This is a genomic window from Bacteroidetes Order II. bacterium (assembly GCA_016788705.1).
In the GTDB taxonomy this organism is placed as follows: Bacteria; Bacteroidota; Rhodothermia; order Rhodothermales; family UBA2364; genus UBA2364.
This window is the reverse complement of sequence record JAEUSQ010000041.1, coordinates 28,713-42,814: the sequence shown is the minus strand read 5'-3', so window position 1 is coordinate 42,814 and position 14,102 is coordinate 28,713. Positions and strand designations below refer to the sequence as shown.

2 protein-coding genes (1 of these 2 only partly in view) are annotated in these 14,102 nt (G+C 48.2%); one reads left to right on the top strand and one right to left on the bottom strand.

Going from position 1 to position 14,102, the window contains the following annotated elements; all coding sequences use genetic code 11:
* Nucleotides 1–14: 14 nt before the first annotated feature.
* Entirely contained in the window at nucleotides 15–2,186 is a 2,172-nt protein-coding gene (gene rnr, locus JNN12_11370) for a ribonuclease R (GenBank protein MBL7978929.1), read from the top strand.
* A gap of 549 nt (nucleotides 2,187–2,735) precedes the next feature.
* On the opposite strand, the gene JNN12_11365 is transcribed toward rnr, so the two are convergent.
* Nucleotides 2,736–14,102 carry the final stretch of a DUF11 domain-containing protein gene (locus JNN12_11365; protein MBL7978928.1) on the bottom strand. 20,328 nt of this gene lie beyond the right edge of the window, so the window shows 11,367 of its 31,695 coding nt (coding positions 20,329–31,695); the start codon falls outside the window, past its right edge; it ends in the stop codon at nucleotides 2,736–2,738.

Genomic DNA, 14,102 nt, shown 5'->3' with positions numbered 1-14,102 from the left:
ATCCTGACTTTAACATGAAACCAGAACCCCATATTATTCGCAATTTAATTTTAACCGTTCTTTCTAAGAACAAAAACCAATCCTTTCGCCCAAAAGATTTAGCCAAAAGACTCAACATCCGAGACCAAAAAGCCTATTTAATTTTCCAGAAGCAACTGTCCGAATTGGTTGCGGAAGGTCATCTTGCAAAAGTTTCCGGTGGAAAAATCCAGTTCCAAGATCAGATGCCCCACCTTCAGACAGGCACCCTTACGGTACACCCACAAGGCTTTGGCTTTGTTACCACCGAAGGAATTGAAGAAGATATTTACATTCCACAAGGGCTTTTGGGGTACGCCATAGACGGAGATACCGTAAAAATAAGCCTTTTTGCACCCAATCGCAGGAGTAATCGCAGACAGGAAGGCCGAGTAGAAGAAGTTGTATCCCGAAAGCGGACGCAAACCGTTGGAACCCTTATTGAAGACGAAGAAGACGGGCTTCGGTATGTTCGGCCACAAGATCCACGCTTACTTTCAGACGTATTGATCAGCCCGAAAGATCCAACAGATGCCCAAGATGGAGATGTTGTATTGATATCAATGGAACGCTTTAATCAACATTTAGGCGTTTTTGAAGGAAGAGTACTTCAACGCATTGGCAAATCGGACGATCCAAACGTGCAGGTACTTTCGTTGGCCCTTTCTCGTGATATTAGGGCCAATTTTCCGCCGGGTGTCATAGCCGCCGCAGAAGCCATCCCCCTTTCCATTCCAGCATCCGAACAAGCTCGTAGGCTAGACCTACGCCAAAAGCGCGTTTTCACGATTGATCCTTATGATGCCAAAGACTTTGACGACGCACTACACATCGAGCAACTGGAGGAGGATCGGTTTGAGGTTGGGGTACATATTGCGGATGTAAGCTATTATGTTCAGCCCCACTCTGCCCTTGACGAGGAAGCATCATTGCGTGCAACCAGTGTCTATTTGGTGGACAGGGTTATTCCCATGCTCCCCGAAAAACTCTCGAACGGCGTCTGCTCTTTAAGACCAAATGAAGACAAACTTACCTTCTCTGTTCTGTTTGAAGTAAATGGGCGCGGAGAAGTGCAATCCTATCAGATTGTTGAAACCATTATACACTCCCAACAACGTTTTACCTATGAAGAAGCCCAAGCAATTTTAGAAGGAACAGACACCACACACCCTTTTGCACCCGACCTTGCTCTTGCTTGGAACATTGCGGCACATTTACGGCATGATCGGTTTGCCAATGGATCTGTTCGCTTTAATCGGCCAGAAGTTAAAGTAAAACTTGCAGGCGATGGTACTCCACTAGAAATATATGCAAAAATTACGAAAGAAGCTAATTGGCTCATCGAAGAATGGATGTTATTAGCAAATAAAATAGTGGCCATTCACATTAATCACGCCTTTAAACAAGTTCCTCCTTTTATCTATCGTACCCATGATGTACCGAATGCAGAACGGATGGTTCAATTGGCGGAGTATCTAAAACTTTTTGGCTATGTGATGCCCCATACAAGCGGTAATATTCGAGCAGCAGACCTGAATGAAATGATGGCACAAGTCCACGGGAAACCACAGGCACTTCTTATTGAAGATGCAGCCCTGCGGGCCATGTCTAAGGCCAAATACACGGTAGAGAACATCGGACACTATGGACTTGGATTCCCTTTTTATAGCCACTTCACTTCACCAATTCGGCGTTATCCTGACTTAATTGCCCACCGACTACTAAAACGTTACGCCATTCCAGAAGCCACTTTACCGGATGAAGACCAACTCCGTGCGTCTTGTTTACATTGTTCCACCAAAGAAAAAGAGGCCGAAGAGGCCGAACGCGAATCTATTCGCTTAAAGCAGGCGGCGTATATGCTTCGACATGTTGGATCGGAATACAACGGAGTGATTAGTGGCGTAACCAATTTTGGCATCTATGTTACCCTCACCGAATTGTTGGTGGAAGGCATGATTCCACTTCGCGATCTGGATGACGATTTCTATGATTACGATGAGAAGCGCTATTGCCTCACTGGCCGACGCCATCGTAAAACGTTCCGTATTGGTGAGCCTATACGTGTTCTCGTAGCAAAGGCAGACGTAGATTCTAGAAAGATTGACTTGGCCTTGGTTCGTCCAGAAACGGCCTCTGCTAAACCCACAAGCCGCCGTCGGTCTTGACTTTTTTCATTCCACCTCCTTCCAGAATTTTTAGCCACGGTCATCAATACAACGCAGTTTTGAAGCACCAATTTCTTATAACCCTTGTCCTCACGCAGACGTAGGGGTTATGTCTTTTGGGATAGTAGATTGCCCATAACGCTCCTAATTAGCGATTGATGTAAGCGGCTCATTAACGTTTCTGAGAATCACTCTATTCACATTTAATTTATCTATTTTTACAAGTATTTAACCCTCAAAGACTAAGCCTACCAAAACATTCCGTCAAGATTGGATTTTTCAGAACCATTACACGATGTAGTTAAAAAATATTTTTCTGTTCGCGGTACATTCTTCTCCTTAGATGTACCGCTTGGGCGTACAGCGTTTATCATAACAACACCCGCCTTTCCTCTCTCATTAGCCGCTTGGTGTCTTCTTCTGTTTTAGTATCCTCAACTTTGCGAGCAACAATCTGGTTTTGAGGCTTTGATAGAATAATAAGCGGTAATTAAAAAAAACGGGCACCTCATTTACAGAAGTGCCCGTTACGATATTACCCTTCACTACTTATTTCAGTAGCGTCATTTTCTTCGTAAGAATGGCATTGCCAACTGTCAGGCGGTAGAGATAGGTACCACTTGGTAGATTGGTAGCATCGAACGTTGCTTCGTGGCGTCCAGCATTCATGAACCCATCAACCAACGTGGATACACGCTTACCAAGCAGGTCGTACACCTCGAGACGAACCTCAATGGCTTGCGGCAATTCAAAACTGATGCTGGTGGAAGGATTAAATGGATTCGGATAGTTTCCATTCAGCGCTACTGTTCTTGGCAACTCATCCGATGCTTCGTTCGGTACACCAATCTTTCCGAAGCGCACATCCGTGATCTTCATTGAGAAAGGTGTATTTGCGCTGCGGCCACGCATGTACAACGCCAGCAGGTTTACATCCGTAGCACTTGCTTTGAACTGGCCACGCACGCCATTCGCACGGGCAAACTCAGAGAAGTTGATGGTGTATTTCCGCGTTGTAGGACTGAGCGAGATCGTCTTGCTAAAGTGATCCCAGGTATTGATCCCCGCTTTTTGTAATTGTACTTCTACGGTACCCGAACCGGAGGCATTGAATGTAATGAAGTCGTAGGAACTAACATCAACGGGCGAGCCACCTGGACGCAACGTGCGATACATACTTACCCAGTCGGATACAGTACCAGTAATTTCGGCTGCACGATTGAGGTAGTAGTATCCACTCACTGGCACATAAGAGGCTTGAGCACTGGTATTAAATAGGCTCACATTCGCATTCCCCAACGAACTATTGTACGCCCAAGTACCATCTGCAAAGTAGAGCTGGTCTTTGGTAGCCGTTTTGTTGTTCGAGACCACAAACGGGACATCGTAAATTGGATCGTTCACAAAATCCCCGTTAATGTCCACATTTGCCTCAACGGTTACGTGAGTGCCTGCAGGTAGCGGAATGCGAATGCTAGCCGTTTGGGCATTGGCTGCAGGAACCGTTTCACTGGTCCGAATTTTTCCGGTTAGTACCAGTTCCGTTGCGCCTACATTGTTCACAACATTCAGCATCAGTTTTCCACTCTCATAGCGTCCAGACTTGATGTACACATCCGGCAATTCGGGTTTGTTTTGCGCCGTGTTCAGATACGTGACAGGCCCCTGTACTGCCATTCTGCTTAACAGGTCTTTCAGCAGGAATTCAGCATAGTTAGGCACAGAACCCCAAACTTGGAAGTTATATACTTCTTCGGCTCCAGCCTGCACTTTGTAATCAGCCAAAACATGGCGGCTGTCTATGGTCCAAGTTCCTGCTTTTTTGTAAGCCACAAAACTGATTCCATAGTCTAATTTACCATCTGGCGTATAGGTATGAATCATCACAAATGGCTGCCCGTTCACGTCAATGTGTTCTACACTGCGCAGTTCCCCACCACCAAAACGGTCACAGACGGCTTTGGTATGTTCGTAGAGTTCTGTGCCGAGCGTCGTCATCGCGAGAATCGCACCGAGTCGCTTAAAGCGGCTATCTTCCTGCTTGAAGTAGTCCACCCCTACCACTTCGACGGCATTGGTAATGCGTGGTAGATCGGTAGGTGTGTTATCAATTGCTTGGCTATTTTCCGGACCAATATCTGGGATTAATGTTCCGATACGGCCTGCAGCGGCGGCAGAATTTGTCCAGTTCAACTTGAATCCATCCGGATTCGCATCTGTCTTGTTCAAAATCGTTTCACCATGCGTGAAGATATTAAACGAAGGCAGTTCCCCTTTCTCTTCGAGGAGGGCCGCTTGGAAGCGACGTTCGTAAAGGCGATTGGCCAGCGCGATGGCCATCGAACCCTCAGATTCAATCCCTCCATCGTGGCCACTGGAGCATCCAACCGGATTCAGGTACACTGTTGATACATTGTTGGTTGGATTTGTATCAATTTCTGTACCCGTGACCGAAGCGGTATTCACTACAATTGCCGGTGCGTTAGCGTTTACCGTTGCTTGCAATTGAAGGGTAACGTTCTGGCCGCCTGTCAGAGTTCCGATGGTCCACCGTCCAGTTGCAGGGTTATACGATCCTTGCGTTGCCGTTGAACCGAAGTACGAAAGACCAGTTTGTAGAAGGTCTGTGACCACCACATTGGTCGCTGTGGTGCCAATGGTATTGTTTGTAGCAGTGATACTGAACGTTACCAAGTCACCATTCTGCGGTTGATATTTGTTTGCAACCTTTCGAATACTCAGGTCAAGTCCTTGCGGTCCAGAAATAACTACAACAACTGGAGGCGTCACATTGTCATTCGGGTTTGTATCCGGATTATCGGAAAGAACCGAAGCTACGTTAGCAATTTGGGTTCCGGCATTGAGTCCTTCATTTGTTTTAACCCGCAGCACAAAGAGCGTCGTACCAACAGGGACATTCGACGCCCGAAGCGTCACCACGCCGCGCGTACCCACAACTGGTGTTTGAACACTCCAACCTCCTATTGCCCCTGTAAGCGCTACAAAGGTTGTATTGGCTGGGATAACATCCTGAACAATCACATTTTGTGCTACCGAAGGTCCGGCATTGGTTACCGAAAGGGTATAATCAATCGTTCCACCCGGTGCAACCTGTGAGGCATTTGCTACCTTTGTAATCGAGAGATTAGCCAGTTGGAGCGGTGTATTCACTACGGTTACCGTTACCGAAGTATTATCCGACGGATTCGGGTCGTTACTGGTAGAAGCAACTGTTGCACCATTAATTACCGCTTGGCCATTGGTTGTACTTGCCGATACTCTGGTTGTCACGATAAACGTAAAGGAGCCTACAGGGAAGGATGGAGCAGTCATTTTTATCTGACCACTGGTACCAACCGATGGCGTGGTGATGCTCCAACCACTTGGCACATTACTGATGCTTTGGAAGTTGGCATTTGCTGGCAGGTTATCCGCTACAACCGGATTTACCGCCGTATCCGGACCTTGGTTGATCACAGTAATCAGGTACGTCTGGATACCATTCACTTCCACCGGATTGGGCGATGCCGTTTTGATCACCGTCAAGTTTGCCGTACTACTGGTAGGTATTCCAGTTACTATGGTAACGGTAGTGGTTCCGTTGTTTCCCGGATTAGGATCGGGCGTAGTGGAAGAAGCCGTTACATTATTAATCAGTGCCGTATTGGCAGGCGTGGTTGGCGCTACTTTTACGATAAGAGACATGGTTACGGTTCCGATTGGCATAGACGCCGTTCTGAAGATAACACTGCCTGGGATCGAAGTATCTGCGGTCCAGTTTGTGGGCAGGTTTGTAAAACTCTCCAAGACAGTATTGGAGGGCAATACGTCTGTTACCACTACATTCTGAGCAACAGCAGGCCCCGCATTGGTAACCGTTAGGTTATACGTGAGGGTTGCTCCCGGAAGAACCGTGCCCGATAGCGCAGTTTTCACCACAGATAGATCCGAGAACTTAGGCCCTTGTACCGTGGTAGTGGTGGTAGAGCTATTGTTATTCGGGTTTGGATCTGGGTTTCCACCAGTTGTACTAACACTTGCGGTGTTTGCGATAATAGTTCCATCAGCCACTTGTCCGCCAACTCGGCCCGTAATGTTAATGGTAACAGTACCTTGGGCAAAGTTTGGCGTGCTCATGGTTATGGTTCCATTCGTACCCAATGCTGGTAGCGTAAGATTCCAGCCTTGTGGTGCATTAGAGGCACTTACAAAAGTCAGTTCACCAGGCAAGGCATCCGTTACCGTCACATTGGAAGCAGCAGAAGGCCCAGAGTTGGTAATCGTCAAGGTGTAGGTAATTAAGCCACCCGGCTCAACCGTAGGTGTACCAGTGGTCTTTGTCACCGAGAGATCGGGACCCGTTACCGTTTTAATGGTCGTTGTCTCGGTGTCCGAGTTATTGTTCAAGTTGGTTTCGGATGTTGTGGAAGAGTTCACCACCGCCGTATTGGTAATGATGGCTCCATCTGCCAATCCGGCATTCACCCGAACCAGAACATTAAAGTTAGAGACACCACCTGCCGGAATAAAGGAGTTGGCAAGTGTAAGCGTTCCGCTTCCACCCACTGGAGGCAGATTCGTAATGGTCCATCCAGCCGGAAGGTTGTTTAGACCCACAAAGGTGGTATTCGCAGGAATCGCGTCCGAGATGGTCACGTTTTGTGCCGCATCCGGTCCATTATTCGTAACCTTAACGATATAGGTGATGGTTCCACCCGGAGCGACCGGATCGTTCACGTCACTCTTGTCAATAGTAAGGTCTGTCGTTCCTGGCGGCGGAATCTTTATATAAGTCTGCGCCGAGGAATTATTATTAAATGGATTCGGATCGCCCGTAACAGCACCAATGCCGATACCGTTCAAGACAGCCGTTCCCGGAACCGCGTTTCCGTCCACTGTTGCCCGAACCGTAAAGCTAAAGTAGCCCGGTGCAAAACTCGACGTAGAGAGTTGAAGGTTTCCTTTCCCACCTACTGCAGGTTGCGAAACAACCGACCACCCTGATGGCAATCCAGAGACCGATTGGAAGTTTAGGGTATTGGGAAGTGGATCATTAATGACCACACTCCGCGCTGTATCCGGGCCTAAGTTTGTCACAGTGACGGTATAAGTGATGGTTCCATTTGCATCTACAGGGTCGGGGCTATCGGTCTTGGCAATTTGCAGATCGGCCTGTGCGGTCGGTGTCCCCGGCGTATTGGTTGTTACGGTCGAGGCATTGTTCAACGGATTCGGATCGGGTGTAATACTATTGATGAATGCCGTGTTTGCAATAACATCACCCGTAGGAGTATTTGCATCTACCTCGCCAATGATATCGAAGGAGAAGGATCCTACCGGGAAGTTAGCCGCAGTAAGCCGAACGATACCATTTGTACCAACGGTTGGTACACCGAGTGCCCATCCGGCAGGTGCATTCACCACACTCGAGAAGCGAAGGTTCCCCGGCAACACATCGGTGATGGTCACATTACTTGCCGTAGAAGGGCCAGCATTACGTACCGTAAGCGTGTACTTCAACTGGTTTCCAGGAGTTACTGGGTCCGGAAAGTCCGACTTGATAATGCTAAGGTCAGCACCGCTTCCGCCCACTTGGGTGGTTTGTGTTGCGATGTTGTTAGAAGCATCTGGGTCGTTGGTCTCCGAAGTTACAATGGCATTATTCACCAAGAGGGTACCTTCCGGAATGGCAGCATTCACGTCCACAACCACTTGGAAGGCAAAGTTACCGGGCTGAACCGTTGCACAGGCAAGCAAGAGAGAGCCATTTGTCCCAACTTGTGGTGTATTCGCGTTACATCCTACGGGAACGCCACTTACCGAACGGAAGACGACTCCAGAAGGCAAGGTATCCGTCACCTTCACATTTTGTGCAGAATCGGGTCCGGCATTGTTCACCGTAATGGTATAAGTAATGGATTCTCCCGCACGTACAGGGTCACGGTCATCTTGTTTCTGGATTGAAAGATTGGCCACACCCGGACGTTGTTCGATGGTCGTCGTTACGGTACTGGTATTATTTACCGTATTCTGATCCGGTGTGGAGGAAGTAGCCACAACCGTATTGACCACGGCAGTTCCAGCTACGGCATTGTTTGCCACCTTCACCGTTATCTGTACTTGGAACGAACCCGGAGCAAAACTTGCTGTAGAGAGCAAAATGCTTCCAGAAGTACCCGCTTGCGGCGTAGATGCGGTCCACGAACCCGGTACACCAGTGATAGAAACAAAGGAAACATTGGCAGGCAAGACGTCCGAAACTTCCACGTTTTGGGCAGAAATGGTTGCACTGTTGTTCGCTACCAGAATCGAATAGGTAATGTTATTGCCTGGTTGCGCGGTCGCTGGACCAAGCTTCGTCACAGAGATATCGGCCCGATTCTGTGGCTCACCAATCATAGTTTCCACAACACTGGAATTATTCGACGGATTCGGATCTATCGTCGTAGAGAGCACCGTAGCGACGTTATTCACGGAGGAAGGACTGGTTGCCGCGTTGTCCACCAATGTGTTGATGTTAAAGGTATAAGAGCCTAATGGCACATTTGCCGCAGTCAACACCACCTGACCTGAAGCTCCAGCTGCGGGTTGCGCCAGAACGGTCCAGCCAGCAGGTACATTGGCAACCGATACAAACTTTAGCGAAGCAGGTAGAATATCCGTTACACGAACGTTTTCTGCCGGATTCGGGCCAATGTTCGTAACCGTAATTGTATAATTAAGTGTCTGACCTGGCGATACTTTTGTCGCCGAAGCCACCTTCAGAATGCTGAGGTCAGATACTTGTCCGTTCTTAATCAAGGTAGTTTCAGTATCGGTATTGTTATCCGGATTCGGGTCGAAACTCGAAGCCGAAACAGCCGAAACATTCGTCAAAAGCGCATTATCCGGAACCGTTTGATCCACTTTGGTCCCTATGGTGAAGGTAAATGAACCTACCGGGAAGTTAGAAGCGGTAAGACGAATATTGCCACCTTGTCCAATGCTGGGTGTTGTTACATTCCAGTTGCTTGGAACACCACTCAGGTTTTGGAAGGTCATAAAGGCAGGTAGCGCATCCACCAATACGACATCGGTTGCCGTAGCAGGTCCAGCATTGGTAACTGTTATCGTATAAGTGAGAGTTTCACCTGCTTTCACTGGATCAACCAAATCAAACTTGGTTACCCGAAGATCTGCAGCAAAGACTGGAGACTCTTGGCGCACCAAAGTGGTGGCCGTTGATGTGTTATTGTCTTTGTTCGGATCCGGTAAACTTCCACTAATGGTTGCCGTGTTGTATAAAAGCGTCCCATCCGCAAGGTTTGAAGCCACATTGACCGAGATGGTAACGGTGGCAAAGCCCATTTGTAACGTTGGGTTAGACAGTACCACACTACCCGTTCCACCTACAGGCGGAGCCGAGATAGACCATCCAGTTGGCGGATTGACTTGTACCGAGGCAAAGGTGGTATTGCTGGGTAATACATCCGTCAACAAGACATTTTGTGCCGTTGCCGGACCTGCATTCGTAAGTTGCAGCGTATAGGTCAATATGCTTCCTGGCTTCACCGGATCCGACTGATCTACTTTTTGGATTTGCAGATCGGCGGCTTGTTCCAATGGTTTGTCGGAAACCGTTGTTGTTGTTTTGTCGCTGTTGTTGTCTGCCTTTGGATCTGGTGTAGTAGTGGTTACCGAAGCAAGGTTTTCAAGTTCGGTTCCAACGGTTACATTCGAATTCACTTTGGTTCTTACAACGAAGGTAGCGACCGAGCCAGCAGGCATGGTTGCCGTTGTCGCAGCAATTCGGCGTGCGGCCGTATTTGCCTGACTTGTATTCACTGTCCACCCTGAAGTTGGGTACACGTCCACGCTTTGGAACGTAAGACCATTCGGCAAGATATCCGAGATTTCCACGTTATCGGCAGTATCTGGCCCGGCATTAACCACCGAGATCGTATAGACCAAGTCGTCACCAGGTTTAACGGGGTCATTTTGGTCAATCTTGGTAATTTGAACATCGGCAGCACGGGTCCCACTAAGCGGCGTTACGGTTACTTGGGCCTTGGCTGGCGTAGGGTCTTGTTCGTTCAACTTGGTTACAGCCACAAAGTTGATATCCGGCGTAGCGTTTGTCACCGTAGCAGTGACTTTCAGTTTCTTGGCCTGACCACTCAGTAATTGACCTAACGACCAAACATGGGTAGCCGTATTGTATGCCCCTGTTTCCGGTGTAGCGCTTATAAACGTAATATTCGCCGGGAGCACATCAGATACTTCAATTCCGGTAGCAGGTGCTGGCCCACGGTTCGAAAGGGTAATCTCAAACTCAACCGTATCTCCTACTTTTGGCGTTGGGTTATTCACGGTTTTTGACAGCTCAAGATCGGCTACTGGGATAGGTGCACCAGCGCAGAACTGTGCAACAGCCCCATTATTAGACAGGTTGCTATCTGCGGGTGTAGAGCCAAATACCTTAGCAACATTCGCATAACATCCCGCTTCATTGGCTTTTACCGTAATTTCGAGCGTTTGACTATCACCAGCCTTCAGCGTTCCTGCATTCCAAATTCCAGTTGTGCTATTGAAACTGGATGCTGGATTTGCAGAGACCAACTGAACGCCTGTTGCCGGAAGGACATCATCCACCGTCACATTGGTGGCATCAACCGAACCCACATTCGTTACAACCAACTTGAAGGTTACATTGTCACCTTTGTTTACGCGGTTTGCACCTGAGACAAACTTCTGCATAAAGAGATCAACACCATTAGATGGATCCACCTTCGGGACCACCGTAACATACGCTGTGTTGTTATCCGGATTTGTGTCTTGCTGATTTACTTTGGTCAATGTAACAATATTCGTAGATACGGAATAGGTATTTACCTGTACATCTAATGTCAACGATTTCGTCTGGTTAGCAGTAAGTGAACCCACATTCCATTTTACCAACGTCCCAACCGCCGTCACATCCGGGTTCGATACCGGAACAAGATTTAGGCCTGCTGGCAAGATGTCTTCCAACACCACGCCTGTTGCTGCAGTTGTGCTATTGTTGCGTGCTGTAATCGTAAAGCGAACCACTTCCCCAAACTTCGGCTCCAATTTATCTGCCGATTTTGTTACAGCAATATCCACTTGATCCGCCGGACAATCCACACAGATAGAAACATTATCCGAGTTATTGTTTGGATTTGGATCCGTCTGATCCCCACGAACCGTCGCTACGTTGGTTTTTGAACCACCCAAAAGCGTTTTCGCGGTGATGGTGTAGGTAAGTGGCGGTGCATTTGCAGCCAACGTCGGAACGGTCCAAGTAACGGTATTGGTCGCACTATTATATACACCCGCTGGACTGGATGAGATATACTGTAAGTCGCTGCTGGAAGGCAGTACATCCGATACCAGAAGGTTTGTCGCAGTTCCAGGACCGAGGTTTCGAACGGTTAGCGTAAACGTTATGGTCTCGTTCAGTCCAGGCTTGTCTTTACTGACCGACTTTTGAATCTGCAAGTCTGCCGAGACTCCAGGAGCAATTACGGCAATTGCTTGGTTATTTGCAGGATTGGTATCTGTTTGATCTACCCCAACGAGGGTTGCAATATTGGCAATGCGTTCAGAGGTATTCACCAATGCTGTAATCACCAATTGGCCTTTATTGGCTGCACCAGGCTGGAGTGTTCCTACATTCCAAATTCCCGTTACCGGGTCGAAAGTCCCTTTCGTCGAAGATACATTCGTGAGGGTAAGGCCATTTGGCAAGGCATCACTTACACGGACATTGGTGGCGGTGACAGCACTCAGGTTGGTTGCAGAGACGGTAAACTTAACCGTATCCCCGACCTTTGGAGAAGCAACATCTACAGTCTTTTCAATGGCAATATCAACCGACTGAATCGGCGTAATCCGTGCAAAATCACTGGCGGGTGTAGGATCTATTTGGTCTAAGCCACTCACCAATGCAAAGTTAATGACCGATTGAGCGCTTTCTACCTTAACAGTCAAACTCAAGGTTTGTGATTGTCCCGGATTCAACGTACCAACCGTCCAGAGACCTGTGTTTTTGTCGTATGTACCCGCTGTTAGGGATTGCGAGACATAGCTTACCCCTGTTGGCAATAAGTCGGTTACTTTAACACCTGTTGCTTGTCGGGTACTGGCATTTGAAACAACAATAGTAAAGGTAACATTTTCACCCACAGAAGGCGTTTCACGGTCCACGGTTTTGTCCAAGAGCAGGTCCACAACCGCCTGACTGGAGATCACTGCCGAAGCCTCATTATTTGAAGGAACCGGATCAGTTTGGTTACCTGTAATGGAAGCAGTGTTGGTAATGGTTCCCGTGAGATCCAGTACTTTTGCCACAATTTCCATCTGGACTTTTTGTCCGGCTTGCAAATTCCCTACATCCCAGATATTATCGTTATTGGCTGGGTTATAGCTCACATTCGAAGCCGACACGAACTGTAATCCAGCAGGCAAAATATCCGTTACCCGAACCCCCGTTGCATTAGCTGGGCCATCATTGGAGGCAGTTATCGTAAAGCGAACATTTTCACCCACTTGCGGAGCCAGTTTATCCACCACTTTAAAGATTTGCAAATCCGCATTCTGAACCGTACCACAAGCAGTTCCAGCACAGAAGGTTGCACGGGCTTCGTTGTTGTATTCCAATAGATCGGATTGATCGCCACGAACCGTAACCGTGTTCGGGAAGATGCCATCACTTGTCGGAATCCCAACGATCTGCATAACAACCGCTTCTCCTACGGCCATATTGCCAATACTCCATGTACGGGCAACACCTGTTCCGGTAATCGTCCCCCGACTCGGCGTAGCCAAGGTAACATTATAATTTGCAGGTAATTGATCGGTTAATACAACCCCAGTAGCAGGAGCAGGGCCATTGTTACGAACAGTTACCGTAAACGTCACGACATCCCCAACGGCATTCGCCACTTTATCTACCACCTTGGTCACAGCCAAATCGGTAAATTGGGTGGTTCCACAGCCTGTTCCAGCACAAATGGTGGCCGAAGCCTGATCATCTTCGTCCGGATTTGAGTTGCCCGGCGTCGAGTCTGGATCACGTTGGTTCATCGCCGAAACTTGTGCAATGTTTTCGTAGCGACCATTGGCTGTAACCGTCACCACCATTTGTAAAGTGGCGCTTTCATTTCGTGTCAGCGAACCAACATTCCATTCGGGAGCGGCCCAAGTCCCTTTAGTCGTAGATACACCCGTAACTGTCAAACCAGCAGGTACAAAATCCTGAACACGGACATTGGTGGCCGTATTAGGTCCATCATTGGTTACGGTAACCGTAAAGGTTACTTGTTCACCAACCTGGGTCACCACTTTATTGGCCGATTTGGTGAGGCGAACATCTGCAGCCTCAACCGGGTTGAGGGTGACGGTAAAGGCATTATTACCACCCACTGGGTCGGTTTGATCAAGGCGTTCAATCACGGCTGTATTGGAAATGGTCGCCGTGCTGTTTGCCGTCATTACAATATTGTAGAACACCCGTTCGCCCACTTTAAGTAGTGGAATGGTTACTGCCCATTTAGGTGTTCCAGCGTTATCGAATGCCCCTCCCGTAGCCGTGCGGTATGTTAATCCGGTTGGAATAACATCATTTACTTTTACATCGGTTGCATCAGACGGCCCATTATTATAAACTTCAATCGTGAAGGTCACATTTTCGCCCACATTCGGAATCGGATTATTTACCGATTTACGAACGCCAACGTCTGCAAAGTTCACGGCACAGCCAGAACCCGCGCATACTTTTGCGGACGAGCTATCGTTAGACGGGTTTGGATCCGCAGGAGAGGATGCCGAACGGATAGCCGTGTTGGTAAAGTTGCCATTTGCAGAAACATTTGCAACCACCGTCAATACGCGGCTTTCGCCTACGGCCAATGCGCC

What these genes read in the sequence shown, in the direction of transcription:
- rnr (MBL7978929.1), top strand. Translation starts at nt 15, where the DNA reads ATGAAACCAGAACCCCATATTATTCGCAATTTAATTTTAACCGTTCTT.